Consider the following 24,582-nt stretch of genomic DNA (forward strand, 5'->3'; position numbering starts at 1 on the left):
CGAATGGGAACCCCGTGACTCAGCAGACCGAGAACCGCCCCCCGGCCCTCAAGCCGGCGCTCGACTCGATGACGCTGCTGGTCGCGGCCGTCATCGTCCACGACAAGGCCACCAACCGCGTCGTGCTCCTGCAGCGCAGCGAGAACGCCAAGTTCGCACAGGGCATGTGGGACTTGCCGGTCGGCAAGAGCGAGCCGGGGGAGCCCATCACGGAGACCGCGGTCCGCGAGCTCTACGAGGAGACGGGCCTTACGGTGAAGCCCGAGTCCCTCAAGGTCGCCCACATCATCCACGGCGCCTGGGGCGTCGAAGCCCCCAACGGCTTCCTCACAGCGCCCGTCGACGAGATGCTTCGGGACGGTGTGTCGTGCAGGCAGCGGCGGGAGCAATGGCGGTTGCGGAAGCGCGGACGGTGGCTGTCGTACTCGGTCGGCATGACCGTCACCGAGCAGATTCACCGTGCTGTACTCAAGGTCCCCGCTCCGGCCTGGACGGCATCGGTCGAGCCCTGCGGCGACATCCGGGACGGGGCCTGGGCCGCCGAGATCACCGGCGACTGCCTCAAGGGCTGGCCGAAGGGAATGCGGCTGATCGTCCGCAAGGAACGGCCTCACTCCGGCGCCCAGTTGCGCATCACCGACGCTGGCGGACTACGGCTGCCTGACCATGATCACGAACCGTCACGAGGCGTTACTGAGCCCGGATCCACCGCGATGGGTGATCGTTAGCGGTGTGCCGTAGACGTGCAGATGTCCTCTGAACAGGGGCGATCGGTTTTGCGACGGACTGACCAGACCAAGCAGAGAGGGCACCTGACAGGTGCGAGCAACCATGAGCTCAGACGAGTGTCGGTGAGCTTCGAACGGTCTTCACGACAACGGCGCCTCAGATCGTATCGAGGAAGTCGTTGAAAGCCTGGTGCGTGCGTTCGGCATCGCTGGTCGCGTCGAGGTCCATGAGCAGGCCACGGATGACGGCGAGCACGACGGTGGCCCGCTCGGGCCGGCCGAGGCTGCGCATGCCCTCCTCAAGGGGCGCGAGCCAGTCGGTGGTCGCGGTGCGCCGGAACCCCGGCCACAGTGGTTCGCCCGCGGTGTCGTGCAGCCGGCTGAACATGCGCAGGTAGGGCTGGCCGTGCGGTCCGGTCATCGTGGACCATGCGTGGCTCAGGGTCGCCTGGTACGGCTCTTCGGGCCGGACGCGCAGGAGGTCGTTGAAGGCCTCGACCTGGCGCCGCCGGGCCTGTCCGAGTACTTCGCGGAGCAGGCCGTCACGGGTACCGAAGTGGTAGATCAGCATGCGTTTGGAGGTGCCCGCCACGGTGGCGAGCGGCCCGAGCCGGTCGGGGAGCCCCTGCTCAAGCGCGTAGTCGGTGCACGCGTCGAGCAGCCGCTGCCTGATCTGTGGCTCGGGCTTCCTACCCATGGCCGGAACATTTTCACGTAACAACTGCTACGTCTAGCGTTCTCGGTAGCTGATCGGATCAAGACCAGGAGGCCGTAGTGAGAGTCGTTTTCGTGCACGGAGCATGCGTCAGGGACGGATCGTGGTGGTGGCACCGCACCGCTGAGTTGCTGGCCGAGCGGGACGTCGCCAGCGAGGCGCCCGCCCTGCCGAGTTGCGGCGAGACGGGTGAGCCGACAGGCGCGCGGGGCCTCGGACTGCCGGAGGACGTCGCCGCGGTCCGCCGAGTGCTGACGGCGAGCGACGAGCCGACCGTCGTGGTCGCCCACAGCTACGGCGGCATCGTCACCGCGGAGGCAGCGGCGGGCGTCGAAGCCGTGCGCCACCTGTTGCTCGTGTCCAGCTACCTGCCCGAGGTCGGGCAGAGCCTCTCCTCGTTCGGCGGCCAGGAGCCCGCCCCGTTCCTCGACATCGATCCCGAGGGTGGCACGTTCACCGTCCGGCCGGACGCCCTGGCCGAGACCTTCCTCCAAGACTGCGGTCCGGAGATCCAGCGACAGGCCATGGCCAAGAGGGCCCGGCAGAGCCTGGTGGTCCTCGATCAACCGGTGCGGTCCGCGGCCTGGCGGCACGTGGCCGCGACGTACCTCGTCTGCGCGCAGGACCAGGGCACCCCCGCCGAGTTGCAACGCGAGTTCGCCGGCCGGGCAGGCAGCGTCGTGGAACTGGACGCCGGCCACCACCCGTTCCTGTCCCAGCCGGCCGCCGTCCGCGACCTCGTGCTGAGTTTGTGACGGCGACCGGCGACAACACCGTTGAGGCGCGCCGGGAACTCCTGCTGCAGGCCTACGCGGCGCTGTGGGACTTCCTACGGCTCCATCAAGCGCAAGTTGACGGACGTGAGTCCAACCGGAGCGGCTCGGTCGGATGATCAAGCTGCTTGCCGGGCACGCAGACAGCGCCTCCAGTGCCGCTCGGAGTCGCCGAGGCCTTGAGCGACAGTCTGTTTGGCTTCCACGGCAGACCCGCGACCAATGAGCGGCTCATCGCCGAGCGGGCTGTTCAACTCCGCGTTCTCGGCGAACAAGCAGGCGAGGACGTCCTTGGTCGTCCGGCTCTTGGGTGGTCACAACCGACCGGTGCGCGCGATCACCTGGCCGGCGAAGTCAAGCATCTGGTCAAGTCCGGGGAACAGTGCGAAGGCGTCCACGAACGCCTCGTCCGCACCGGACTCTGCGAAGCGCTTGGGCTTGTCGGACAGCGCTTGCGCCGGGCGCAGGTCGGCGTGGACCGGCGGCAGCGAGAAGAACTCGCTGTCCCAGGACACCGGGTTGGCCGTCCACCACTCGTGCAGGAACGCCAGCAGGTCATCGAGCATCCGCCCGCGCCGGCGCCAGTCCGCGCTGCGGGAGATGTCGTGCTCGTCCTTCATCCACCCAGTCCCACGCCGACCTTGAGACGGCCGTCGCTGAGCACGTCGAGCGTGGTCAGCATCCGGGCCAGGTGCGGCGGCTCGTAGTAGAAGGTGCTGAGCGTGCTGGCATTCAGCCGCACCCGGCTGGTCGCCGTCGCGGCGACGGACCACAGCAGCACCGGGTCGAGGTAACGCTTCATCTGTGGTGGGTACGGCTGCTCTTTGCCCGGATAGGTGCTGTGCATATCGACCGGCTGGACCAGGCGATCGCCGACCCACAACGTGTCGTAGCCAAGGTCCTCGATCCCGCGGCAGAACGCGCTCAGGCCAGATGCGCTGCTGATAGCGGGCCCGATTACGGGAAGTGTGAAACCAAGCTTCATGGCGAGCCCTTTCGGTGTTCCGTCAACCGTTTGGTCAGACGGGAAGCTCGGTGATGCTGAGGGCGAAGTTCAAGTTCCCTACCCCGTGGTTGGCGAGGCCCACCGTGACCACGCCCGCTCCTTCCAGCCAGTGCGCCATTTTCAGGCCGCCGACGTCCAGCGGGCGCATCCCGAGGCTTTCGACGAACGCTTCCACGCTTGCCTTTGCCTGCGCGTTGTCGCCGGCGAGGAAGACGTCGGGCCGGCCGTTTTCCAGGACATGACGGAAGACGGTGTTGAACGCCTTCACCACGCTGGCGCCTACCGGGGCCGCCTTGGCGACTTCCTGCGCGATCGAGGTCTCCTCGCGGTGGGCCAGCCCGTCGAACGTGGAATTGAAGGGATTGCTGATGTCGACGATGACCTTGCCCGCGAGAGCGTCTCCGTACTGGGCGACGACCGGCACGACACCGGCGTACAACAGGGCCACGATGACAATGTCCCCGGCCGGGGCGGTGCCCCATTCTCCCGTCGTGGTGCCGCCGCCGAGAGCCTTGGCCAGGTCGGCGGCCTTGGACTGATCGCGGCCCATGACCTCGACGGTGTTGCCGCCCGCTACCGCCCGCGCGCCGATGGTGCGGGCCATGTTCCCGGTGCCGATGATGCTGATGCTGCTCATGAGGTGTCCTGTCCTGGTGCGTGTTGTTGGGTTCAGATGGCGGTGGTGCCGCCGTCGGCGACGAGTTCCATGCCGTTGACGTAGCTGGAGTCGTCGGAGGCGAGGAAGAGGGCGGCGGTGGCGATTTCGTCGGGGCGGCCCATCTGGCCGCGGGGGATGAGGGACTCGAACTGGCGCTTGGTGGCCTCGTCGAAGAGCTCTGCCTGCTTGGCGGTGGCGACCTGGCCGGGGGTCAGGACGTTGACGCGGATGCGGCGGTCCTTGAGCTCGTTGAGCCAGATTCGGGCCCATGCCTGCTGGACTGCCTTGCTGCCGGCGTAGACGCTCCAGCCGGGGAAGGCGCCGAGGGAGGCGTTGGAGCCGGTCATGAGGATGGAGCCGCCGTCGTTGAGGAGCGGGAGGGCCTTTTGGACGGTGAACAGGGTGCCGCGGGCGTTGAGCCCGAACCAGGTGTCGAACTGGGCCTCGGTGATCTCGCCGAGCGGGGCGGGCGCGCCGCCGCCGGCGCTGGCCCACAGCACGTCGAGGCTCCCCTTCTCCCGCTTGACGGTGTCGTACAGGCGGTCCAGGTCGTCGAGGTTGGCGGCGTCGCCCTGGACGCCGGTGACGTTGCGGCCGATCTGCTTCACGGCCTCGTCCAGGGCGTCCTGGCGGCGGCCGGTGATGAAGACGTGCGCTCCCTCGTCGACGAACAGCTTCGCGCCGGCCAGCGCCATGCCGGTGCTGCCGCCGGTGATGACCGCGACCTTGCCGTCGAGCTTTCCCATAGTCATTCCCTTGGGTCGGTGGTGCCGTACGTGCCTGGGGCGACGATGTTAAGTACACCGCCCTGTGTGCTTAACGTACGGGGCGGGCGGCCGGGGCGCAAGCTATGTACACCGGTCGTTACCTAGCTGCGGTACGGTGGACCCATGACGGAGTTGGAGAAGGGCCCCACGGGCAGCCGCCGCGGCCGGGGCGCCCGCGAGCGCATCATCAGCGCGTCCCAGCAGTTGTTCCGCGAGCAGGGCATCAACCGCACCGGCATGAACGAGCTCTGCGCGGCGGCCGAGGTGTCCAAGCGCACGGCCTACCAGCACTTCACCGGCAAGGACGAACTCGTCGCCGAGTACCTGCGACGGTTCGACCCCGCCGTTCTGCCCGGCGTGTTCGACCGCACCGACCTCACGCCCCGCGAACGGCTCCTCGCCGCCTTCGACATCCCCCCCACCACCCCCCTGTGCCCCTACATCGCCGCCGCCGTCGAACTCCACGACCCCCAGCACCCCGCGTCCCAGTACGCACGCGACTACAAGAAGGCCGTCGCCGCGCGGCTCGCCGACACCGCCCGCGAAGCCGGCGCCGCCGACCCCGAACGGCTCGGCGAGCAGCTCGCCCTGCTCATCGACGGAGCCGCGGCCCGCACCCGGGTCCTCGACGCCGACTCCTTCCCCACCGCCGCCGCCATCGCCGCCGTCCTCATCGACAACGCCATCCCCGCCACAGCCGGTGATGACCGGCGACGGGAGGAAGCGTCGAGTTGACGTGGCACTCCGCGGCCGGGCTGGATGCGCGTGACAAGAGGTCGGGCGCCGGCTTGGACCCCGCTGGGGGAGCCGTGTGCTTGCAGGTCTGGGCACAGGACTGGGGCGAGCGACGAGCTATCGGCGACACGACTTGTCGCAACTACGAGCTGCACGGTGCTGGGATGGAACTCCCGTGCTGGGATAAGGGGCACCCGAAACCGCGTTTTCGCAGGTGGGAGCACTGCACCCAATATTCCGCTTCAACGTGTAGCGGATTAATTACTGCAAGCTAGCTATTTCGTCAGAATGCTGGTCAGAGGGGTCGGACTTGGATGAGTCCGGCCCCTACCGCATTTCCGTACTGACTTGGTGCTGACTCAGGCGCGGCGGGGTGGAGCGAGCTTCTCCAGGTCGAGGTTGATCTCGAAGGGCACCGGACGGTTGAGCGAGCCTCTGAAGATGCCAACGGGTACATAGGTAGCGGTTGGCTCGTCAAGTTCGTAGACGTGGACGATGGGTGCTCCGTCCTCGTCCTCGATGCGCCAGTAGTGCGGGATGCCGGCCTCTGCGTATTTGTGAAGCTTTACCGTGCGGTCCCGGTGTGCGGACTCGGGGGAGACCACCTCGACGGCGAGTCGTACTTCATCCGGTGCGAACCATGTGCGGTCACCGTCGAAGTCGGCCGTCGTCACCAGCAGATCCGGCTCGGGCCGATTGCGTTGATCGAGTTTGATGGTCATCTCCCGTCCGACCCTTACGTCGGCCGGCGCCTGCTCCATGAGAGCCACGGTGAGCATCGTGACGAGATGGCCGTGCCACCACCGCTGCGGGGACATCATGAATACGAGGGCTCCGTCGATCAGCTCGGTGTGGCGCGGAGCTTCCGGGAGGCGGTCCAGGTCCTCCGCGAACCAGCCTTCCGCGCGGGGCGGGCGCATCCAGTCGGGTAGTGCGGTCATGGCTCAACCGTAGCGACTCAGCGAGGTCCGGGCCACGAGGTCGACGACGGCCGAAACGAGAACTGCCCTCGTCACCCACAGGCGGGCCGTCTGCGGACGTACCGGCGGCCCTGCTGGTCGCAGGCGCCGAAGTCCTGGAAGTTGCGCTGGGCCTCGATCAGGGAGACCTTGTTCGCTCCGCCGCCCATGGTCGGCCAGCGGAACTGGACCCCGTCGTCCTCCTGGAAGCGGACGGGGCAGATCTCGTGCGAGCCGGGCATCGCACCCGGTACGCGGTGCCCGCAGCACGGGCAGGGGTAGGGGGGACGCACCGATCGCCAGGGACGATCTGGCACGGCTGGCCCGGGACGCCCAGGCGTCGACGCTGCCGTTGGCGGTGCTGGTGGCCGCCGCACGGCCGGAGAGCTGGGACGCCGCGTTCGATGTGCTGGCTGCGGCGCTGCCCGCCGACCGGGCGAGCGTGCTGGTCATCGACGAGGTGCCGTACCTGATGGACGCCGATGGCGCCTTTGAGGGGATGCTGCAACGGGCCTGGGACCGGGTCTGGAGACCAGGCCAGTGCTGCTGGTCCTCATCGGTTCCGATCTGTCGATGATGGAGGCTCTGAACAGCTATGGACGCCCCTTCCATCAGCGCGCCCGGGAGATGGTGCTGGGACCGCTGAACCCCGCCGAGGTGGGGCGGATGCTCGGGCTGGATCCGGCGGAAGCCTTCGACGCCGCGCTGGTCACCGGCGGGCTGCCGCTGATCTGCGCGGAGTGGCCGCGGGGCGCAGGGTTGTGGGACTTCCTCAATGAGGCGCTGAGCGACCCGGTCTCGGCTCTGCTGGTGTCGGCCGAACGTTCGCTGGCTGCCGAATTTCCCCCACGGGCTCAGGCGCGTACGGTGCTGGCGGCTATCGGCAGTGGTGAGCGGACCTTCACCAACATTGCTCGTGCAGCCGGCTGCCCGACGATCAGCTCCCCGCTCCCCGCAGCCCCCGCAGTGGGCGGCTACTGGACCCGCACCAACGACGTCGAGATCGACATCATTGGTGCGGACCGCGCCCCCATTGCCAAGGAGCTGCTCTTCCTCGGCTCCATCAAGTGGCTGGAGGAGTCACCCTTCGACCGGCACGACCTGGCAGCTCTCCATCGATACCGGGCCGCCCTCACCGACGAACCCGTTCCAGTCGTTGCGGTCTCGCGCGGCGGCGTCGAATCTCCGGGCCTCGATGCAACCTACGGCCCCGGTGATCTGCTGACCGCTTGGCCGCTGTGAGTGGCGGATCGCAGGCGAGGCGCGGGAGTTCGTGAGCGCGATGGGGCCGCAGAGGTTGCGGAGAAGTCCCTCCGGCGTCGGCCCCTTGCCGGCGCTGTTGTGCAGCGTTGGCGATGCTGAGCGCTCTCGTGCTTTGTCGTGGATCCCGTGCTGGGAGGGTGTCACGACGACGCGGGTGCACCCTCCTGAACGGGGTCCTCGGATTCCGGGTGACCTGGACGGTCGGTCGAGGCGGCGCCACGCAGTGCCGCCTCGACCCGGCGGTTGCTGGTCATGGTCGCCGTGACGGCCGTCATGGCCAGGAGGAGGCCGCCGGCTGTGTAGAGCGGGGTGCGTACGTCGTACGTGCCGGCCAGCCAGCCGCCGAGGAAGGCGCCGAACGGGGCGGCGCACATGGCGAGCATGCGGGAGGTGGAGGCGACCCGGCCCATCAGGTGGGCCGGGACGATCGCCTGCCGGAGCGAGGGCGCGAGCACCATCGTGGCGCCCATGCCCGCCCCGCAGACGGCGAGCGCGAGCCCGGCCACATACGCATTCGGAGCGGCGGCAAGCCCCAGGACGGCCAGTCCCTCGACCGCGGCCGTGCAGGTCAGCGCGGCGCCGGTGCCGAGCCGTCGGCCGAGGAAGGAAGCCGTGCCCGCGCCGACCAGGCCGCCGGTGGCCTCCGCCGTGAGGAGCAGGCCGTAGCCGAAGGTGTCGATGCCGAGGCGGTCGTGCGCGAAGAGGGCGAGTACGGTCTCCACCGCGAGGAAGGCGACGCTCCCGACCGCGGGACGGAGCGCGAGCCCGAGCAGCAGCCGGTCCCGGAAGACGTACGAGGCCCCGGCCCGCGCCTGCCGGAGCAGCGACTCGCGGGCCTGCGGTACGGGCCGGGGTGCGGCGGGCAGCGACCGTACGAGCAGTGCGGAGAGCGCGAACGACACCGCGTCGGCGAGCAGCGGAACCGCCCGCCCCAGCGCGAGCAGCGCACTGCCCGCGGGCGGCCCCGCGAAGCCGTACATGGCCGTCTGGGCGCCGCGCAGGCGGGAGTTGGCTCGGGCCAGGAGTGCGGGGTCGCGGCCGAGCAGGTCCGGCAGATAGGCCGTGGCGGCCGTGTCGAAGAAGAGTCCGCCGAGGCCGAGCAGGAAGGCGACGGCCGCGAGCAGCGGAATGCTCAGCACGTCGAGCGCGGCGGCCGCCGCCGGTATCGCGAGCAGCACCGCACGCGCCGCGTCCGCGACCCACATCGTGCGCCGGCGGTCCCACCTGTCCACCAGCGCACCGCCGAGCACTCCTAAGAGCAGCCATGGCAGCGTCCCGGCGGCCGTGACGACGGCGAGCGCCATCGGATCCCGCGTCAACGCCAACGCGAGCAGCGGCAGCGCGGCATGCGTCACGCCGTCGCCGAACGAGGACACCGTCTGCGCGGTCCACAGTCGACCGAACCCGGTCGGCAACTTCGCTACACCCGAGGTCACTTGGATTTCCCTCCCGCCTGCTCGCGCGGCGCCGGCCGGAACAGCGCGAAGGCGAGCGACACGTCCGGAAGCGACGGATCGGACAGCTCCTGGTACTCGTCCGCCAGCGCCTCCAGCCGCGCCCCCAGCTCCGCGAACTGCTCCCCGGTGAGCCGCAGATGCGCCATCCGTACGTGCCGTTCGCCGTCCACCGGCGCGGCCTCCAGGCCCGCCACCGCCTGCCGCATCAACACATCCGGGCCTCCCTCGCCCGGATCCGGCAGCACGATCGCCCGCGCGGCCATCGCGTAATACCGCTCGGTGACCCCCCGCACCTTCCGCGTCCGCACCACCTTCACCAGGCCGGCCCGCTCCAGCAGCCGCACGTGGTAGCTGGAACTTCCCTTCGCGAGCCCCAGCTGCTCGGCGATCTGCGTGATTGTCGCCGGCTCGAAGCGGAGCACGGCCATGATCCGGTGACGCGTGAGGTTGGAGACGGCGCGCAGCTGCTCGTCGGTGGTGACGTGAAACGTCTCGGGAAGGTCTTCAGCAGGCATGTACGCAATGGTCAACGATTCTTGACCATTGGGCAAGGGGGTTTTCGTACGTCCTGGGGCCGAACGGTCGGTCAGCGCCGTACCCGCCTCATGAGCATGCGGAAGCAGGCCACGGGCTCGGCTTCGAGGATCAGGTCACGGACCGGAAGAGGCCCAGCCGTCGGCGAAGTCGCACTGGACATCTGTCCGGCGGCGCTGCGCGGCGGGGGTGTATGCGGGGGAGCCCTGGAGGTGCGCGAGGGCCTGGACCCAGCGGTCCCAGAGGCCGTCGGGCTCCGTGAACCGGTCGGCGTGGTGGGTGCCGAGGTGGGCGTCGAGGCGGAGGAGGGCACCCAGGGCCGCGGGCTGGTCGTAGCGGAGGTCCGTGCGGGGGAGGTAGCGGTCCAGGTAGGAGGCGAGGATCTCGGCGTCCGCGTGGGTGCCGAAGCGGGCCAGGGCGAAACAGTAGGCGCCGCCGGAGAAGCAGAACTCGCTGGCCAGGAGGAGGTCGCCGATGCGTTCGCGGAACGTGGCGCGCCGGCCTACGCCGATCAGCCAGGCGGCGGTGAGGCGTGAGCGCCACTCGTAGCCGAGGAGGGCCTCCAGTTCGGCGTCGGTGATCGTGGCTGCGTCGTCGATGAGTTGACGCGTGAAGCGTTCGGCGTGTGGCCACCCGGGCCGCAGGACGCGACCGGTCTTCAGGTCGCGGTAGCGCGGGCGGTCCGAGTCCTTCCGCGTCACGTAGCGCTCGATCACGTAGCCGTAGCCGATCTCCTCGGGGTGCTGGAACGGCATGGGTCACCTCTCCGGGTGCAGGTCGGTACGGTCGATCCAGGTGGGCGTGACGAAGATGTTCTCGCCGACCGGTGCTTCGGTGGCTTCCAGCAGGGACCAGGCGCGGGCCTCTTCGACCAGGTGCTCCCAGGGCGCGGTCCAGTCGGGTTCCCAGTCCGGGCTGGTGTTGGGGACGCCGTACGTGCGGCCGGCGTCCACCCGCCAGAACTGGGAGTAGAGGATCACCTGGGCGTGGTCGGCCACGTCATTGATGATCTTGGTGAAGTGGGCCGAGGGCCAGCCAGGGGCGTCGTCCGCCGCCGCGGCGGCGTGTAGGCCCGCTGTGATCGGTGGGACTACGGGGGTGCGGGCGCCGAGTTCCGTCAAGGCCCAGCGGATGCCGCCTGGCTCGGTCCAGTCGGGCGGGGTCGCACGTTCCAGGCATGCGCGGTAGGCGCGGTGCAGGGGCTCGACCGCGCCGTCGATCTCCAGGCTCGCCAGGGCGATGGCCGCCCATTCGCGGACGGTCGGGTTGTCGCTGTCCAGCAGTCTGATGAGGGCCGGGCCGCAGCGGGGATCGCGCAGCTCTTCGAAGACCTCGATGGCGGTCAGCTGGCCGAAGCCACCGAGGGAGGGGAGTCCGTCGATGATGGCGGGAATGGCTTCGGAGCCGATCCAGATCAGTTCGGCGCGGGCGTCGTAGGACGCGCCGGCTTCGCCATCGAGCTGCTGTACGAGTCGCTCGATGTGGGAGGTCATGACGCCGGGTGGTCGCGGCGCCAGAAAGCGGGGAGCCACCAACAGAGCACCGAGCGGACGTCGGGCCACGGGGCGAGGTCCTTGGCTTCCCAGTCCTCGAAGGAGTCGCGAGTGGGGTCGATGGGGCGCCAGGCGGGGTCGAGGGGCTCGTCCTCGGCCGGAGGGCGGACGTACTGGCGGCCGTGCTCATCGCAGGCGCCGAAGTCCTGGTAGTTGCGCTGGGCCTCGATCAGGGAGACCTGATTCGCTCCGCCGGGCATGGTCGGCCAGCGGAACTGGACCTCGTCGTCCTCCCAGAAGCAGATGGGGCAGATCTCGTACGAGCCAGGGATCGCGCCCAGCACGCGGTGCCCGCAGCAAGGACAGGGGTAGGAGTCGTTCACTTGCGCAGTCTCCTTCCAGGTCCCGCCGGTGCGCCAGGGATTTCGCCGCCTCGGCACCCCGGCTCGCCTCAAAGTTTCGTGACGGTCCGCCGACGGAGTTGGTGGACCGTTTTCGTGCCGTGGGCTGAGGTTGTGCAGGCCGATGACCCGAGTGTCGTCTCGTCACCCAACTGCCCGCCCCTGGCTGACCAGCGGATTCCCGTCCCTTCGACAAGACCTCAACAGGTGCCGCCCGCGGAGTCGGTGCGTATCAACGTCCGGCGCCCGCGCCGGTACTTCTTCGGTAGCTGGGCCACGGCCAGTTGGGTGGCGGTGATGTGGTCGGCAGCCGTGTTCGATCCCGCGTTGCCTGGTCTGAGCAGGGCCGCGACCGGTTCACCCGTGCCGCCCGGTCCGTGGTCGACGAACCCCATCAGCGGGTGGTGACCGCAGGTTCTCTTCCACGTCGGTGCGGCGTCCTCCTTGTCCGAGTGCGCGATCACCGCACCCCGTCGAGGTCGACGGTCACCGCCCCGCCCGCATCAGGCGCTTCCCCGTCGGCCAACCGCCAGACGTGTCGCCGGATTTCAGCCCGCGCGGCACGGATGACTTGCAGGGCCTTCTCGCCGGAAGCGGCAAGGGTGTCGATGAGGCGGGACCGTGGGGTCGGAGACCACCGGCCCGAACACGGCCGGCTCGGCCCGCAGCATGGCGACATCCGCGAGGCAGTCGCCGCCCAGCGCGACCGCCAGGGCCACGTCCAGCAGGATCTTGCCCGGGTCGTGCACCGCCCGAGACTTCCGCCACGGCGTCAGCGCCGCTGATATCGCGGAATCCAGACCGGTCTTGCAGACGGTCCCGGCCTGCGAGACCACCGTCCGGCCGCCGCCCTCGGTGCGGACACGCGGGTACGACCCGATACGCTTCTTCACCCGGAGAGTGCTTCTTTCCTGCGACGACCTGGACCCTGGACACGTCTCACCGTTGCAGTCCACGACCACTCCTCGCGTTTTTGATCACCCACCCGACGCCCTGCCGCGTATAGGCGCGTGGCTAACAGGTGTTGCTGGACGGGTTGCGGGAGGCTTACAGGCTGGACTTCTCTCGCGACACGCTCGATGCCTCGCAGGTGCAGGCCGAGCGGGGGCGAAGCCATCCGTACGGTGGGCCGAGTCCGGTTGCCCGGGGGGCCACCCGAAGTCTTTCCTCAGACGTGCACTGTCCCCAGTAGTGCACGGGTCTCGGCGACTACCCGCGCGTTGAACGCCGGGTCGTGCACCTGTGCGGAACCCCGCATTGGTCGCCCTTTCTCGTCGTAGTAGACGCCGGTGGTGTCCGATTCGTCGGTGAGTACCCGGGTGATCATGCGAGCAGCGGTGCCCGGGTTGGTCCAGTACTTGATGAGCGGGGCCAGTGGAGAGAGCACGTACTTCGACAGCAGACGCAGGAGCAGGCCGGCGTCACGGCCGAGATTCGTGCCGGGCGCGAAGCCGGGCTCGATGGCGTTGAACCGCAGTCGGGGTGTTTCGCGGGCGAAGGCGAGCACCGTTGCCAGGTTGCACTGCTTGGAGGTGGCGTAGGCGTCTCCGCCGGGCAGTTTCGAGCCGCCGGGCTTCCACTCGCCACGGGCGCTTGCCTCGGCGGAGATGTACCGGGCGCCGCGGAAGCCGGAAATGGTGGCGGCCTTGCGCTCCGGATCCTCCACAGCCGAGACGATGAACACCACCTGTGTGCCGTCTTCGAGGTGGGGCACGAGCGTCTCGGTGAACACGAAAGGCCCGATGTGGTTGGTCGCGTAGGTGATGTTCCAGCCGAGGGCGTTCGTGCCGGGACGGTTGGGGAAGATCCCGGCGTTGTTGAGCACGCCAGTGATCGGAAGGCCGAGTTCGGTGATCTGAGCGACGGCACGTCGCACGCTCGTCAGGTCCGAGAGGTCGCAGAGGACGGACACGGCCTTTCCGTCTCTGCCTTCGATGCTGCTGCGCACGTCGTCGAGCTTGGCGGCGTTGCGGCCGACCAGCACGACGGTGCCGTGCTTGGCCAGTTCGAGGGCGGTGCGGCGGCCGAAGCCGGAGGTCGGGCCGGTGATGACGTACACCTTGTCGGGCATGACGCTCCTTGTGGATGTCTGACTAGACAGTCATTGATGGGTGTGGGCGAGCGCGAGGGAATGGGTCCGGGGCGGGTCAGCCGATCATGCGCCAGAGTGCGTCGAAACCGGACTGCTTGTGCGCGTCGGCACGGTCCGGGTCGCCGATGATGTAGTCGATGGTGGCCTCGGCCAGGGCATTGGACAGCGCGAACACCAAAGCCGCCGGGGCGTCGCGCATCGGGCCGTTCGCCCGGCTGCGCTCCAGGATCTCCCCGATGCCTGTCATGGTCCGGTGTGCGGACTCATGGGTGGACGCCGTGATCTCGTCGGAGACCTGGAGCTGGGCCAGAGTGCGGCGCTTCAGGGGATTGGCCGCTGCCCAGTCCATCCATCGTGACCACACGTGCAGCATCTGGGTGCGCGCATCGGCTGCGGGCGGGCCGCCGAGTGCGACTGCCCCCATCTCGCCCTTCAGCTCCAGGTAAAGCTGGTTCAGTAGATCCGCCTTGGTGTCGAAGTAGGTGAACAGTGACCCGTTCGAGACACCGGCCTCCTTCGCGATCGCCGCCGTCGCCGCCCCCAGTCCCTGGGCAGCGATGATCCGCGTGGCGGCGGCCATGATCGCCGCGTGCTTGTCGTCACTCCTCGGCCTGGGCATGAGTACAGCATGTAGGAGAGCGATCGGTCAGTCAAATATGGGGGGCACTCTTTCCGCGGCGTACACCGCGGCAGGTATCCACGCAGCCACCCGCTTGATCTTCGGTCGGCTCAGGGGCGGTTGGTCGATGAGACGGAAGACGGACGGGCCGGAGGCCACCGGCCCGAGCCGGCCCAGCCCGGTTCGCAGCACGCCGACGTCGGCCAGGCGGTCTCGCCGAGTGCGACGGCCAGGGCCGCGTCCAGCAGGATCTTGCCCGGATCGTGCACGGCCCGCGGTTCGCGCTACGGCGCCAGTGCCGCGGATCGCGGCATCCAGGCCGGACTCGCGGACCATCTGGACCACCAGCACCGAGCCGGCTCACCCCCCTCCGTGAGCGTTCTGCCGGCGCGCGGCTTTCTCGTGACGGGGCCGGACCGGCTCCGCGATCTCGACGCCCTGCCGGAGCAGCAGCGCGGCCGCCGGGTCGAGAGCACGGTGCCTGCCCTCAAGGCCGGGGGCCGGCATGACGGAGTCCGGCCAGCAGGATGTGGAGCAGGTTCTCGGCCCGGCCGGGTGAGGCGTGGTCCGTGCGGGTGAGCAGTTGGTAGAGGACGGAGCCGATGAGGGCGTCGGCCACGGCTTCGAGATCCGCGTCGGCGCGGAATTCGCCGTCGGCCACTCCCGCGCGCAGGCACGTCACGAGGGTTTCGTACTGCGCGCGGGTGTGGTGCCTGTAGAGGTTGTCGGCGTCGTGCGGGCTCTCGGCCGCGGCGGCGATCAGGGCGCGGATCATGGCCGCGTGGTGCGGGTCGCAGACCGAGGCGGCGTAGGCCCGGAACCAGGCGGTGAGCTGCTGGGTGGTGTCGCCGGTGGCGGGACGGCCCGGCGGCTCGGTGCCTGGCACCGCGGCGAGGAAGCTGCGCAGTACGGCATCGGCGACGAGGGCGGCCTTGGACGACCAGCGGCGGTAGACCGTCGGCTTGCCGACCCTGGCCGCGGCGGCGACCTTCTCCATGGACAGGCCGGCGTAGCCGTCGCGCAGCAGTACGTCTCGCGCCGCCTCGAGGATGGTCTCGTCCCTGGCTGCGTCCCGGGGCCTGCCGGGTCGCCGTACCTCGTCCATGGCGCCCCATCCTACGAGTAGGTTTTAATTACGAAACGTATCGTAACGTTTATGGGAGGCACTCATGGGCACCAACGTGGTCGTCGTCGTCGGTGTGGGCGGAATGGGGCAGGCCATCGCCCGGCGTCAGGGTGCGGGCAACAAGGTGGTGCTCTCCGATTCGAACGAGGCGACGCTGGCCGCCGTCGCGGACCTGTTGCGCGGTCAGGGGCATGACGTCGTCACGCGGACGGTCGACGTCGGCTCGCCCTCCTCGGTCGCCGCTCTCGCCGACTCGGCGGCTCGGCTCGGACCCGTCACCCAGGTCGTCCACACCGCGGGGCTCTCTCCCGTGCAGGCCCCCGCCGCCGCTGTCCTGAAGGTGGATCTGCTCGGCGCGGCGCTGGTCATCGAGGAGTTCGGGCGGGTCGTCGCGCCGGGCGGCGCCGGTCTGGTGATCTCCAGCATGGCCGGTCACATGCTGCCGGCGCCCCTGAGCGCGGAGCAGGAGGCCGCACTTGCCCACGCGCCCGCCCGCGAGCTGCTGGAACTGCCCTTCACGGACCCGGATGTCCTGGGGCAGGGCGCCTACGGAGTGGCGAAGTACGCCAACCGGCTGAGGGTCCAGGCCGCCAGCGTCTCGTGGGGCGAGCGGGGTGCCCGGATCAACTCCATCAGCCCCGGAGTGATCGCCACCCCGATGGGGCGGCAGGAACTCGACGGGGAGAGCGGCCGGCACATGCGCGCCATGATCTCCGCGTCGGGAACGGGGCGCCTGGGTACTCCCGACGACATAGCCGAGGCCGCGGCCTTCCTGCTCGGCCCCGGAGCGACCTTCATCACCGGCAACGACCTGCTCGTCGACGGCGGCGTCGTCGCGGCCATCCGCGCGGGCCGCCCCGAGGCGGCAGCCTGACCCCCGGACTGCCGGGGCGGGACCGGTCCCGCCCCGGCAGTCCGGCTTCATTCCGTCAGCTGCTGCTCCCCTCGGCGACGAGGCTCTCGGTGCGGGGCGCCGGCCGCGGGGCGGTCCTGGGCCGCAGAACCTCGTCGACGGACTCCTCGCGCCACTGCTTCAGCAGTTCGTGGAAGGCGACGGCGCCGTGGGGGTAGGCGCTCGGGGAGTTCGGACGGCCGAGGCCCTCGCGGTTGTAGTAGCCGGGGGTGCACCCGGCGTGGAACCACTCGTGGTCTGGCGCGCCCTCGGCCATCACGGAGATCCAGGCGTCCTCGGACTCGCGTGAGGGTTCCAGGAGGGCGTTCCCGGCCTCGGCTGCCGCGACGAGGGCGGCGGCGTGGACGGCCTGCTCGTCGAGGACGTGCGTGAAGTTGACGCTGCTGGCGTTGTGCAGCGACCCCATCCGGATCAGGTTCGGGAAGTTGTTGCTGGTGAAGCCGTGCAGGGTGCGCGGTCCCTCCTGTGCCATCGCGTGCAGGAGCTGGGTGCCGTCCCGGCCGTGGACGGGGAGCTTGCCGGAGTGGATGCCGGAGACCCCGACGGAGAATCCCGTGGCGAAGATCAGGCAGTCGAGTTCGTACGTGCCGCTGCCGACGACCACACCGTGTTCGGTGACGCGTTCGATGCCGTGGGTGTCCGCGGTGTCGACCAGGGAGACGTTGTCGCGGTTGAACGCCGAGTAGTACTTGTCGGAGAAGGTGGGGCGCTTGCAGGCGTACCGGTACCAGGGCTTGAGCTTCTCCGCCGTACCGGGATCGGTGACGGTCCGCTCGACACGGGTGCGCAGCTCGTTCATCTTCGCGGCGTCGGCCACCTCGTACGCCGCTTCGAAGGCCGCCACGTCGCCCCTGCGGCGGTAGCTCGGCACGAGCTTCTCCAGGAGGCCGGCCGAGGAGGTCCAGCCGTCGGCGACGAGGTCGCGGTCGGCCGTCTCGCCGGAGACGATGCGCAGGAAGTTCTCGCGGCGCTCCCGGGCCCAGCCGTCGCGGTCGGCGCCCACGTCCTCCGCGGTGGTACGGCGGTTGGCGCGCACATCCACGCTGGAGGGGGTGCGCTGGAAGACGTAGACGTGCTGGGCGTCCTCGGCCAGCATCGGAATGACCTGGACGCCGGTGGCGCCGGTGCCGACGATGCCCACGCGCTTGCCGGCGAGGCCGGTCAGGCCGCCGTCCGGGGTGCCGCCGGTGTAGGCGTAGTCCCAGCGCGACGTGTGGAACGTGTGGCCCCGGAAGGTCTCGATCCCGGGTATCCCGGGCAGCTTCGGCTCGGTCAGCGTGCCGGTGGCGGTGACGACGTACGTGGCGTGGAACGCGTCGCCGCGGTCGGTGGCCACGATCCACGTCTCGGACGCGGCGTCCCAGGTGAGCGAGGTGACCGCGGTGGAGAAGAGGGCGTCCGGATAGAGGTCGTACTTCCGCGCGATGCGCATGGCGTGGCGGCGGATCTCCTCGCCGGGGGAGTACTTCCATTCCGGCACGTACCCGGTCTCGTCGAGCATCGGCAGATAGACGTGCGACTCGATGTCGCAGTGGATGCCCGGGTAGCGGTTCCAGTACCAGGTGCCCCCGAAGTCGCCGCCCGCCTCGACGATCCGGACCCGCCCCACGCCCTGCTGCCGCATCCGCGCCCCGGCGAGGATCCCGCCGAACCCGCCGCCGATCACGGCGACGTCGACGGTGTCGTGCAGCGCCTCGCGCCCTGCCGGTTCCCCCGCGTACGGATCGGCGGCGTAGTAGCCGAACTCGGCGTCCGCGTCGAGGTACTGGCGTGCTCCGTCGGGCCGTACGCGCCGCTCGCGTTCCAGGTCGTAGCGCTGCCTCAGTGCCGCGAGTTCGTCGGGGGCCGGCGCTTGAGTGGTGGTCATGTGGGGGTCTCACTCCAATCGGTCAGCCGCCCTGGGCTGAACGGCCATCAGCTACCGTAGCAATGACCGGACAACGATGTCCGGTTGCCTGTGCGGGTGGCCGGAAACACCCGTACGGGACGTCTCCGTGCACCCTGCTCGGGCCCGCCGGCCTCTCGGCCGGCGGCCCCCGCGCCCCCGTAGACAGGAAGAGTGATCCCCCCATGCGACGATCTCCGGTCCGGTCCCTTGCCGTACTCGCCACCGTCGGCGCCCTCGCCCTCACCGGATGCGGTACGGAGACGAGCGCCTCCGCCGGCGGCGAAGCCCCCGTCCGCTCGGACAGGACCATCCGCGCCCACCAGGTCATGCAGTTGACGAAGGTGCACGAAGAGACCGGCATGACCTTGCTGGAGGGCCCGGTCTTCGACGAGAACGGCGACCTGTTGGTCGTCGACGTCACCGCACCCGAGGGGAAGCCCAAGGTGATGCGTGTCGACGTGCGGAAGAAGAAGTCGCACGCGTTCCACACGGACGGCCGGGGGGCTTACACCTCGGCCCAGTTCAGCCCGTACGACGGACGGCTCTACCTCACCGACTACGCACACGGCGAGATCGTCAGCCTGGCCCCGGGCGGCGGCGACCCGCGGACCTTCTTCTCCGGCGAGGTGGACGGCGCGCGGATGAACCCCGATGACATCGCGTTCGACGGGTATGTGAGCGACTCACGCAGCCTCTCGCCGGGAGACGCGCACGCCCGCGTGGTGCGCATCGGGCGTGACGACGCGAAGGCCACCGTCCTGGCCGGGGGACTGGCCTCGACGAACGGGATCTCGTTCGACACGGACTACCAGGGGCTGTGGATCAGCGAGCTCACGGAGAACCGGATCTCCTACCTCCGCCTCGACAGAAAGGGCGGGCTGGCCTCCCGGCACACCGCCATCCGCGTGGACGCCGGGATCGCCCAGACCGACTCGATCGCCGTGGACGAGGACGGCAACCTCTACCAGGCGCTGCACGGCCGCGCCGCCATGGCCGTGTACGACAAGCACGGCGAGCGCCTCGCGACGATCGAGATCCCGGCCGGCGCCCGGGGGCTCGAGTCGGCGACGAACGTGGCGATCACCCCCGGCGGGACGAAGGCGTACATGACCGTCAGCGGACCCGCCGGCGGCTACCTGTACACCTTCGACGCCCTGGCGGAGGGTGTGCGGCAGTCCAACGGCGGCTGACGCCCGCCCTCAGGCGTCGAAGGGCCGTACCGGACCCACCTCGACGCCGAGCAGCCCCCAGGCCGCCGTCGCCCGGCGCTCCCGCACCTCACGTGTGGGACCGCTGGCGGCGCCGGAGACCATGGCCACGGCGAGCATGAGGTCGTTCCGCGCGCTCAGCCGGTGCCCGTCCGGCAGGCGCTCCCGCAGGGCACCCTCGACCCGGTCCGAGAGGGTCAGGGCGTGTGCGAGCGCTTCGGAGCGGGCGACGGACCCGCGCACGTGCAACAGGCCGAGGAAGGCCGCCGACTCCGTCAGGTGCCAGGTCAGGACGCCGAGGACGTCGGCGAACAGCATGTCCTCGGCCGCGGCGGCCTGTTCGATCTGCCGTACGTTCTCCTCCAGGACCGCGGTCGCCACCGCGTCCCGGTCGGGGAAGTGCCGGTACAGAACGCCCTGCCCGACCCCTGCCCGCCGTGCGATCGCGGAGAGCGGGGCGTCCAGTCCCTGTGCCGCGTAGATCTCCCGGGCGGCCGCGATCAGAGCGGCACGGTTGCGGGCGGCGGCCTTCGGGCCGCCGTTCGCGGGCCGTCTCACGTCCGGCAGAAGGGGCTGGCTCATCCCGAAAGGGTACCGGCCGGCCGGTACAGGCCTACCGGTTCCGTCGGGCGGCCACGCGCGTGTCCAGGAAGGTCAGGAGGGCGTCGTTGAAGGCGTCGGGCTGCTCGGCGCCCGGGAGGTGTCCGGCCTGTTCGATGACGACGAGATCGGCGGACGGGATCAGGCTGTGCATGGCCTGGGCCTCGCTCACCGGGGTGTAGGCGTCGTCGGCACCCACCAGGATGAGGACGGGTACGGAGGTCCCGGCGAGGGTGTCGCGGTAGTCGGGCCGTTCGGCCCGTCCGCGCAGTGCGGCAGCGGCCCCTTCCGGGGCGGTGGCGCGCATCATGGCCAGGACATGCGCGGCGACGTCCGGGAGGCCCGTGACGTTGTACGGGGCGATCATCCTGCCGATCACCTCGTCCGCGTAAGGCCCCATGCCTTCCGCGAGGAGCCGGTCGGCCAGGGCGATGCGGAATGCCTTGCCCTCCTCGGTCTCGGCCACCGGGGAGGTGTCGGAGAGGACGATCCCGCGCACCCGTTCCGGACGGGTCCGCTGGAACTCCATGGTGATCTGACCACCCATGGAGACCCCGCCGATGACGACGGACTCCAGGCCGATCGTGTCCAGGAGCCCGGCGATGTCGTCGGCGAAGTCGGAGAGCAGGCACGTGCCCGGCACGACCTCGCTGCTGCCGTAGCCGCGGAGGTCCGGTGTCACGACGCGGTGTCCGGCTGCCGTGAGTGCCGTGACCTGGGGCGCCCACAGGGTGCGGTCGAACGGATGGCCGTGCACGAGCACCACGGGTATGCCGTCCGGCGGCCCCTGGTCGGCGTAGTGGATGGACACGCCGTTGACCACAGTCCTGATCATGCAGGGCACTGTAATCGCCGCCGTTTTCCGGAGCCGCCGTTTTCGGGACGGCCGTTCTCCGGGACAGCCCGCCTAGAGCATGCTGAGTGCCTTCATCGCGTCGTGTTCGATGCGCGAGAGCTCCTGGAGGATCGAGCCGGCCTGCGTGAGGGGGGCCGAGTCGCCGGACTCGCCTGCCGTCGCGACGAGCGCGGCCACCTCTGTCCAGAGCGTGGCGGCCTCGGTGTACAGGCCCTGGCCGGTGCGCAGACGGCCGCTGTCGATCAGCTGGGCACTCTCGGCGAGGAAGTCCCGGTACAGATTGCGGAACAGGGCGCCGCCGGTGCCGGCCCTCTCCATGAGGGCGGCCGCCTGTGGCAGGTCCTGCTCCGGACTTTCGGTGCGCCGCAGCCACGTGGGCACCTGTTCGGCGGCCTTCTCGATGCCCCGGTGGCCCAGGTTCGCGATGGGCGGGTTCAGGAAGGCGTCGGCGCAGGCCCTGATCGCGGGAACGATCCGGTCCTGCGGTGACGTCGGCCCGCTGGGCGCCGTGAGGGTGAAGGAGCGGTGCCTGGCGGTCATGGGGCCGCGCTCGGCCCTGGCCCTTGCCAGGGCGGCGAGGCCGGTCGAGACGACTCCGCCCTGCGGTTCGGTGTCCACCAGGTAGGCGTCCTGTTCGTCGTAGCCGTACATGGCCACGACGTGCCCGCCGAAGTGCACCTTGGTGCGGAAGTGGTCCAGGTGGTAGCTGTCGAGCTGAAGGCCGACCGGCCGGCCGGCGTCGATGGGCCCCGCCACGTTCTGCCACGCCTTGCGGGCGGAGGTGGTCTCCCCGACCAGCAGCTCGAGACCCAGCCCGGCGGCCAGGTTCCTGGTGAGCTCGAACGGCTTGACCCGGCCTCCCAGGAAGGGGAAGCCCATGCTCTTGCTGTCCCAGTAGATGAAGGACAGCCCCGAGCCGAGCCCGAACAGCATGGGCTCGGAGAGGTCGATACCCTCGTGCCGCAGCAGCACGCCCAGCGCCGTCGTCTCGCAGTGCTGCATGCCGCGGGCGTCGATGCCTTCCACCATGGTCATGCCGCTTGCCACCCGTCGCCCACGGCCATGTGCCAGTCGAAAGACCCACTGCTCATGACCGGATGGTGTCATCGGGCACTGACAGCAGCAGAGGGCAGAGGCGGGAGCTCGGCCGAGCCGTCGGTGGCGATGCCGGGCGTCACCGGAGGCGGCTTCGTGGAAGAGATGTCCGACGCGTCCGCAGGAAGGGACGGTACGGACGCGGGCGTGGTCGCAGACGGCAGTTCCGTCGGCAGGTCGAGGCGGCCGATCCGTGTCCTCACCGCGGCCGGGACCTGCGGTTCGTAAGTCGCCGGCGAGTGAACCGAATCGGGCCGTTGCGTGTCCTGGTCCGCTCCTTCGGCGCGTTGCGGGGCAGGGGGAGTGAGCGGCGGGGTGTGCGGAGGTTCCGGAGCGGGGCGAGCGGCGGGCGATTCCGTGTCCGGGACGGGCCGCAGGGTGCCGGCGCCGGCCCTCGGAGGCGGGGCGTCCGGCCTCTCGGGGGGAGCGGCAGGCACGTACAGACCCACCGTGGCGACTGCCACCGCAGCCGATGCCGCCACCGCCGACTGCGTGACGCCCGTGCGCGGGAATCTGCGTACGAACACCCAGACGGTCAGGGCCAGGGTGACACTCCCGGCGAGGGCGCCACGCAGCTGCCGTCTGGCCCTGGCGAGCAGCGACTCGGCCCCTCGGTAGCTCAGCCCCATGGCCAGGGCCACCTGCCCGACGTCGAGATCCTGGGACCGGAGTCGCAGCGCCTCTGCCTGACGGGCGGGCAGCAGCTCCGCGCTGCGGGCGGCCAGCCACCTGGCCTCCGCCCGGTCACATGCCGCTTCCTCGACCGGCTGGGGCTCGGGCGGAGCGGCGGAGAGGTTCTTGCTCACCTCCGAGTCGCGGGTGACCTGGCGGTGCCGTTCGGCGCACACGCGCACGGTCGCGTGCCTGAGCCACGAGCGCACCCGGCCGTACTGGACGCTTCGGTCCTCCACCGCGCGGAGCATCGCTTCGTGGACGGCGTCCTCGGCCTCCTCGGCGCTCGACGAACGGCGGCGCGCGATCTCCAGCAGCTCGTCCCGGTGACTCCAGACGAGCTCCCACCGATCGCCCGGGCCGGGCGGACGATGAGCCGTGCGTGAATGGTCCCTCACGTTCGAAAGCGCTCCGGTCCGTGGGTTCGGAGCCCGATACGTGTCGACCGTGGCCCCACGGCCCCTACGCCCCGCTGCCTGGTGGGCATCGGGGCATACGGGCTCGGCGTCGGCTCAGGCCGACAGCGTGGAGGAGGCGCCGAGCCCGGCGACACCGAGCCCGTCGGCGGCGAGGGCACCCGAGAAGCCGCCGGAGAGGGAGGAGAGCGGCGTCTCGAGGGAGACGTCGCCGGCCAGACCGGCGGCGACGCCACCGGACACGCCGTCCAGGTCCGCGTCGGAGATTTCCTGGGTCTGTACCTGGGGGGCGGAGCTCATGAGGTGAATTCCTTTCACGTTATTCCGAATGGCCGGGCCAACTCCGTCAGGAATGCGGGCCTTGCCGACTTCACGGTTGCGGGGGCTTCCGTGGTGTGGAGGATGAAAGCACGTGAGCGCGTTGCGGGGCCACCCGTCCTGCGGCCCCTTGCGCCGGCTTTCCACATCGAAAGGCCAGGGCCGTCACATCGGTTCATGGACCGGTACGGTTTCTTCACTCGACCGATCGACGGACTTTTGATCGGTCGAATCTTTAATACCCCGCGAACGGGACATTCTCCGCGAGGGGGGCGGGGGTTCGCTCCGTGCGTGAAGAGTCACCGGGGGCGGCGGGCCACCTGCGTGCGAGTTGTGAAGATCCGCTGCAGATGGCGGGGGGAACCGGGTCTGGCAGCCGCAGGTGGCGAAGGGGTCGCGGCCCGCTGAGCCGTCCCGTAATCGCACTCCGCCGCTACGTCCGCCTTCTTCCGTACCGAGATGAGTGCCGATTCGGTGAGTTCCCCATAGACCCCGTCCGCTGCCGGCTTGTATCCGTAGCAGGAAAGGAGGTTCTTCTGCAGGGCGGTGGCTGCCGGGTCGCCTATCCCGCGCTCCAGCCGGCAATAGCTTGTGGTGGCGGAGTGGAGGACGTGCTTCCGGGTGAACTGCCGGGTTTCATGCGCGCCTTATCGGTGAAATCACGCGGAACCGACGCCCAGGGTGGCCCAGACAGTTTTGCCCGGCGCGCCCTCCCGTGGGATTGCGCCCCACTCCTCGGCGAGGGCGGCCACCAGGATCAGCCCTCGCCCCGTCTCCGCATCGGCGGGCAGGCCGATGGAGGGGTGGGGCAGCAGCTCGCCCCGGGTGTCGCCGACCTCCACCCGCAGCCGTCCCCCTCGCACCCGGCTCAGCCGGAGCAGCGCGTCGCGGCCGGGCACCAGGCCGTGCGTGACCGCGTTGGCGGCCAGCTCACCGACGACCAGACTCACGGTGTCGTTCACCTCGGAGCCGTAGCGGTGACCCCACTCGTGGACGCGGTGGGAGGCCAGCCGCCGGGCGAGGCGGGCGCCGCGCGGGGTGGAGGAGAAGCGGAACTCGAAGGTGTCCGTGGGGTGCGGCGCGGTGCGGCCGGGGATCGTCATGGACCGACGATCCCGCCCGCGCACCGCTCTCACCAGCATCAACGGCCGTACGGGCAGGGTCTGTCAGGGCTCCGCCGGATTCTGACGGGGCTGTACGGGCGTGGCGTCGCCCGCGTGACTGATATTCGGGCGAACCGCCTCCGGTCGCTACGGACAGTCATAACCTGGTGCCACTGTGTGCTGACCC

General features: G+C 70.0%; 26 protein-coding genes and 5 pseudogenes. 7 read left to right on the forward strand and 24 right to left on the reverse strand.

Annotated features, from left to right (window positions below; all coding sequences use genetic code 11):
• Positions 1–14: 14 nt before the first annotated feature.
• Positions 15–332: pseudogene (locus tag ACIBCU_RS09640) on the forward strand (NUDIX domain-containing protein); the annotation flags it as partial.
• A 63-nt stretch (positions 333–395) separates the two neighbouring features.
• A pseudogene (locus tag ACIBCU_RS09645) lies at positions 396–659 on the forward strand (IS1380 family transposase); the annotation flags it as partial.
• Between the two features lie 226 nt (positions 660–885).
• Here the strand turns inward: ACIBCU_RS09645 and ACIBCU_RS09650 are convergent.
• On the reverse strand, positions 886–1,425 hold the full coding sequence (locus tag ACIBCU_RS09650) for a TetR/AcrR family transcriptional regulator (protein WP_362941595.1): 540 nt from the start codon (positions 1,423–1,425) through the stop codon (positions 886–888).
• Between the two features lie 77 nt (positions 1,426–1,502).
• On the opposite strand from ACIBCU_RS09650, the gene ACIBCU_RS09655 reads away from it, so the two are divergent.
• On the forward strand, positions 1,503–2,198 hold the full coding sequence (locus tag ACIBCU_RS09655; protein WP_362941592.1) for an alpha/beta hydrolase: 696 nt from the start codon (positions 1,503–1,505) through the stop codon (positions 2,196–2,198).
• 332 nt (positions 2,199–2,530) lie between these two features.
• On the opposite strand, the gene ACIBCU_RS09660 is transcribed toward ACIBCU_RS09655, so the two are convergent.
• From ACIBCU_RS09660 to ACIBCU_RS09675, 4 genes are read right to left on the reverse strand one after another with little or no spacing between them, the layout of a single operon-like run.
• Positions 2,531–2,836: a hypothetical protein gene (locus ACIBCU_RS09660; protein WP_399230423.1), complete on the reverse strand. Its 306-nt coding sequence runs from the start codon at positions 2,834–2,836 to the stop codon at positions 2,531–2,533.
• A complete protein-coding gene (locus tag ACIBCU_RS09665; protein WP_399230425.1) occupies positions 2,833–3,201 on the reverse strand; it encodes an LLM class flavin-dependent oxidoreductase in 369 nt (122 codons plus the stop codon). Before ACIBCU_RS09665 ends, ACIBCU_RS09660 begins: the two co-directional genes overlap by 4 nt.
• A gap of 34 nt (positions 3,202–3,235) precedes the next feature.
• Positions 3,236–3,859: an NADPH-dependent F420 reductase gene (locus tag ACIBCU_RS09670; RefSeq protein WP_399230427.1), complete on the reverse strand. Its 624-nt coding sequence runs from the start codon at positions 3,857–3,859 to the stop codon at positions 3,236–3,238.
• Between the two features lie 32 nt (positions 3,860–3,891).
• Positions 3,892–4,626, reverse strand: coding sequence for an SDR family NAD(P)-dependent oxidoreductase (locus tag ACIBCU_RS09675; RefSeq protein WP_399230429.1), 735 nt, complete (start codon positions 4,624–4,626; stop codon positions 3,892–3,894).
• Between the two features lie 144 nt (positions 4,627–4,770).
• Between ACIBCU_RS09675 and ACIBCU_RS09680 the strand changes: the two genes are divergently transcribed.
• A complete protein-coding gene (locus tag ACIBCU_RS09680) occupies positions 4,771–5,382 on the forward strand; it encodes a TetR/AcrR family transcriptional regulator (RefSeq protein WP_399230431.1) in 612 nt (203 codons plus the stop codon).
• A gap of 359 nt (positions 5,383–5,741) precedes the next feature.
• Here ACIBCU_RS09680 and ACIBCU_RS09685 read toward each other — a convergent pair whose 3' ends face one another.
• On the reverse strand, positions 5,742–6,323 hold the full coding sequence (locus ACIBCU_RS09685) for a Uma2 family endonuclease (protein ID WP_362941574.1): 582 nt from the start codon (positions 6,321–6,323) through the stop codon (positions 5,742–5,744).
• Between the two features lie 71 nt (positions 6,324–6,394).
• Positions 6,395–6,583 (reverse strand): CPCC family cysteine-rich protein, encoded by a 189-nt coding sequence (locus tag ACIBCU_RS09690; protein WP_362941571.1) that lies wholly within the window; start codon positions 6,581–6,583, stop codon positions 6,395–6,397.
• 59 nt (positions 6,584–6,642) lie between these two features.
• Between ACIBCU_RS09690 and ACIBCU_RS09695 the strand changes: the two are divergent.
• A pseudogene (locus ACIBCU_RS09695) lies at positions 6,643–7,583 on the forward strand (ATP-binding protein); the annotation flags it as partial.
• A 161-nt stretch (positions 7,584–7,744) separates the two neighbouring features.
• Here ACIBCU_RS09695 and ACIBCU_RS09700 read toward each other — a convergent pair.
• The 10 genes and pseudogenes from ACIBCU_RS09700 to ACIBCU_RS09745 form a co-directional block, all read right to left on the reverse strand.
• Entirely contained in the window at positions 7,745–9,040 is a 1,296-nt protein-coding gene (locus tag ACIBCU_RS09700) for an MFS transporter (RefSeq protein WP_399230434.1), read from the reverse strand.
• Positions 9,037–9,576, reverse strand: coding sequence for an ArsR/SmtB family transcription factor (locus ACIBCU_RS09705; RefSeq protein WP_399230436.1), 540 nt, complete (start codon positions 9,574–9,576; stop codon positions 9,037–9,039). Before ACIBCU_RS09705 ends, ACIBCU_RS09700 begins: the two co-directional genes overlap by 4 nt.
• Before the next feature lie 135 nt (positions 9,577–9,711).
• Positions 9,712–10,350, reverse strand: a complete 639-nt coding sequence (locus ACIBCU_RS09710; protein ID WP_399230438.1) for a DUF6000 family protein — start codon at positions 10,348–10,350, stop codon at positions 9,712–9,714.
• Between the two features lie 3 nt (positions 10,351–10,353).
• Positions 10,354–11,088 carry a HEAT repeat domain-containing protein gene (locus ACIBCU_RS09715; protein ID WP_399230440.1) on the reverse strand — a complete coding sequence of 245 codons (735 nt, stop codon included), beginning with the start codon at positions 11,086–11,088 and terminating at the stop codon, positions 10,354–10,356.
• Complete coding sequence (locus ACIBCU_RS09720; protein ID WP_399230442.1) at positions 11,085–11,471, reverse strand: CPCC family cysteine-rich protein; 387 nt, start codon at positions 11,469–11,471, stop codon at positions 11,085–11,087. Before ACIBCU_RS09720 ends, ACIBCU_RS09715 begins: the two co-directional genes overlap by 4 nt.
• Positions 11,472–11,695: 224 nt before the next feature.
• Positions 11,696–12,382 (reverse strand): annotated as a pseudogene (locus ACIBCU_RS09725) (transposase); the annotation flags it as partial.
• A gap of 275 nt (positions 12,383–12,657) precedes the next feature.
• The gene (locus ACIBCU_RS09730) at positions 12,658–13,560 is read right to left on the reverse strand and encodes an SDR family NAD(P)-dependent oxidoreductase (RefSeq protein ID WP_399230444.1); all 903 of its coding nucleotides are present in this window, start codon (positions 13,558–13,560) and stop codon (positions 12,658–12,660) included.
• A 76-nt stretch (positions 13,561–13,636) separates the two neighbouring features.
• On the reverse strand, positions 13,637–14,200 hold the full coding sequence (locus ACIBCU_RS09735) for a TetR/AcrR family transcriptional regulator (RefSeq protein WP_362941550.1): 564 nt from the start codon (positions 14,198–14,200) through the stop codon (positions 13,637–13,639).
• A gap of 123 nt (positions 14,201–14,323) precedes the next feature.
• Positions 14,324–14,560: pseudogene (locus tag ACIBCU_RS09740) on the reverse strand (IS1380 family transposase); the annotation flags it as partial.
• 127 nt (positions 14,561–14,687) lie between these two features.
• Positions 14,688–15,305 (reverse strand): TetR/AcrR family transcriptional regulator, encoded by a 618-nt coding sequence (locus ACIBCU_RS09745; RefSeq protein WP_362941547.1) that lies wholly within the window; start codon positions 15,303–15,305, stop codon positions 14,688–14,690.
• A gap of 64 nt (positions 15,306–15,369) precedes the next feature.
• On the opposite strand from ACIBCU_RS09745, the gene ACIBCU_RS09750 reads away from it, so the two are divergent.
• Positions 15,370–16,200 (forward strand): SDR family oxidoreductase, encoded by an 831-nt coding sequence (locus tag ACIBCU_RS09750; RefSeq protein ID WP_399230447.1) that lies wholly within the window; start codon positions 15,370–15,372, stop codon positions 16,198–16,200.
• 55 nt (positions 16,201–16,255) lie between these two features.
• Here the strand turns inward: ACIBCU_RS09750 and ACIBCU_RS09755 are convergent, their stop codons facing one another.
• Positions 16,256–18,106: a flavin-containing monooxygenase gene (locus ACIBCU_RS09755; RefSeq protein ID WP_399230449.1), complete on the reverse strand. Its 1,851-nt coding sequence runs from the start codon at positions 18,104–18,106 to the stop codon at positions 16,256–16,258.
• Between the two features lie 203 nt (positions 18,107–18,309).
• On the opposite strand from ACIBCU_RS09755, the gene ACIBCU_RS09760 reads away from it, so the two are divergent.
• Positions 18,310–19,317 carry an SMP-30/gluconolactonase/LRE family protein gene (locus ACIBCU_RS09760; RefSeq protein WP_399230451.1) on the forward strand — a complete coding sequence of 336 codons (1,008 nt, stop codon included), beginning with the start codon at positions 18,310–18,312 and terminating at the stop codon, positions 19,315–19,317.
• Between the two features lie 9 nt (positions 19,318–19,326).
• Here the strand turns inward: ACIBCU_RS09760 and ACIBCU_RS09765 are convergent, their stop codons facing one another.
• The 6 genes from ACIBCU_RS09765 to ACIBCU_RS09790 all read right to left on the reverse strand — a co-directional run bounded on the left by ACIBCU_RS09765 (position 19,327) and on the right by ACIBCU_RS09790 (position 24,395).
• A complete protein-coding gene (locus tag ACIBCU_RS09765) occupies positions 19,327–19,917 on the reverse strand; it encodes a TetR/AcrR family transcriptional regulator (protein WP_399230453.1) in 591 nt (196 codons plus the stop codon).
• 31 nt (positions 19,918–19,948) lie between these two features.
• Positions 19,949–20,770, reverse strand: a complete 822-nt coding sequence (locus ACIBCU_RS09770; protein WP_399230455.1) for an alpha/beta fold hydrolase — start codon at positions 20,768–20,770, stop codon at positions 19,949–19,951.
• A gap of 72 nt (positions 20,771–20,842) precedes the next feature.
• Positions 20,843–21,826, reverse strand: coding sequence for a BtrH N-terminal domain-containing protein (locus ACIBCU_RS09775; RefSeq protein ID WP_399230457.1), 984 nt, complete (start codon positions 21,824–21,826; stop codon positions 20,843–20,845).
• A 68-nt stretch (positions 21,827–21,894) separates the two neighbouring features.
• Entirely contained in the window at positions 21,895–22,956 is a 1,062-nt protein-coding gene (locus ACIBCU_RS09780; protein WP_399230460.1) for an RNA polymerase sigma factor, read from the reverse strand.
• A gap of 114 nt (positions 22,957–23,070) precedes the next feature.
• Positions 23,071–23,274 carry a hypothetical protein gene (locus tag ACIBCU_RS09785; protein WP_362936750.1) on the reverse strand — a complete coding sequence of 68 codons (204 nt, stop codon included), beginning with the start codon at positions 23,272–23,274 and terminating at the stop codon, positions 23,071–23,073.
• 677 nt (positions 23,275–23,951) lie between these two features.
• The gene (locus ACIBCU_RS09790) at positions 23,952–24,395 is read right to left on the reverse strand and encodes an ATP-binding protein (protein ID WP_399230462.1); all 444 of its coding nucleotides are present in this window, start codon (positions 24,393–24,395) and stop codon (positions 23,952–23,954) included.
• Positions 24,396–24,582: the final 187 nt, after the last annotated feature.

This window comes from Streptomyces sp. NPDC051064 (assembly GCF_044455985.1).
In the GTDB taxonomy this organism is placed as follows: Bacteria; Actinomycetota; Actinomycetes; order Streptomycetales; family Streptomycetaceae; genus Streptomyces.

Coding starts and splice junctions, on each gene's coding strand:
- ACIBCU_RS09650 (WP_362941595.1), bottom strand. CDS start 1,425: ATGGGTAGGAAGCCCGAGCCACAGATCAGGCAGCGGCTGCTCGACGCG.
- ACIBCU_RS09660 (WP_399230423.1), bottom strand. CDS start 2,836: ATGAAGGACGAGCACGACATCTCCCGCAGCGCGGACTGGCGCCGGCGC.
- ACIBCU_RS09665 (WP_399230425.1), bottom strand. CDS start 3,201: ATGAAGCTTGGTTTCACACTTCCCGTAATCGGGCCCGCTATCAGCAGC.
- ACIBCU_RS09670 (WP_399230427.1), bottom strand. CDS start 3,859: ATGAGCAGCATCAGCATCATCGGCACCGGGAACATGGCCCGCACCATC.
- ACIBCU_RS09675 (WP_399230429.1), bottom strand. CDS start 4,626: ATGGGAAAGCTCGACGGCAAGGTCGCGGTCATCACCGGCGGCAGCACC.
- ACIBCU_RS09680 (WP_399230431.1), top strand. CDS start 4,771: ATGACGGAGTTGGAGAAGGGCCCCACGGGCAGCCGCCGCGGCCGGGGC.
- ACIBCU_RS09685 (WP_362941574.1), bottom strand. CDS start 6,323: ATGACCGCACTACCCGACTGGATGCGCCCGCCCCGCGCGGAAGGCTGG.
- ACIBCU_RS09690 (WP_362941571.1), bottom strand. CDS start 6,583: ATGCCCGGCTCGCACGAGATCTGCCCCGTCCGCTTCCAGGAGGACGAC.
- ACIBCU_RS09705 (WP_399230436.1), bottom strand. CDS start 9,576: ATGCCTGCTGAAGACCTTCCCGAGACGTTTCACGTCACCACCGACGAG.
- ACIBCU_RS09710 (WP_399230438.1), bottom strand. CDS start 10,350: ATGCCGTTCCAGCACCCCGAGGAGATCGGCTACGGCTACGTGATCGAG.
- ACIBCU_RS09715 (WP_399230440.1), bottom strand. CDS start 11,088: ATGACCTCCCACATCGAGCGACTCGTACAGCAGCTCGATGGCGAAGCC.
- ACIBCU_RS09730 (WP_399230444.1), bottom strand. CDS start 13,560: ATGCCCGACAAGGTGTACGTCATCACCGGCCCGACCTCCGGCTTCGGC.
- ACIBCU_RS09735 (WP_362941550.1), bottom strand. CDS start 14,200: ATGCCCAGGCCGAGGAGTGACGACAAGCACGCGGCGATCATGGCCGCC.
- ACIBCU_RS09745 (WP_362941547.1), bottom strand. CDS start 15,305: ATGGACGAGGTACGGCGACCCGGCAGGCCCCGGGACGCAGCCAGGGAC.
- ACIBCU_RS09750 (WP_399230447.1), top strand. CDS start 15,370: ATGGGCACCAACGTGGTCGTCGTCGTCGGTGTGGGCGGAATGGGGCAG.
- ACIBCU_RS09755 (WP_399230449.1), bottom strand. CDS start 18,106: ATGACCACCACTCAAGCGCCGGCCCCCGACGAACTCGCGGCACTGAGG.
- ACIBCU_RS09760 (WP_399230451.1), top strand. CDS start 18,310: ATGCGACGATCTCCGGTCCGGTCCCTTGCCGTACTCGCCACCGTCGGC.
- ACIBCU_RS09765 (WP_399230453.1), bottom strand. CDS start 19,917: ATGAGCCAGCCCCTTCTGCCGGACGTGAGACGGCCCGCGAACGGCGGC.
- ACIBCU_RS09770 (WP_399230455.1), bottom strand. CDS start 20,770: ATGATCAGGACTGTGGTCAACGGCGTGTCCATCCACTACGCCGACCAG.
- ACIBCU_RS09775 (WP_399230457.1), bottom strand. CDS start 21,826: ATGACCATGGTGGAAGGCATCGACGCCCGCGGCATGCAGCACTGCGAG.
- ACIBCU_RS09785 (WP_362936750.1), bottom strand. CDS start 23,274: ATGAGCTCCGCCCCCCAGGTACAGACCCAGGAAATCTCCGACGCGGAC.
- ACIBCU_RS09790 (WP_399230462.1), bottom strand. CDS start 24,395: ATGACGATCCCCGGCCGCACCGCGCCGCACCCCACGGACACCTTCGAG.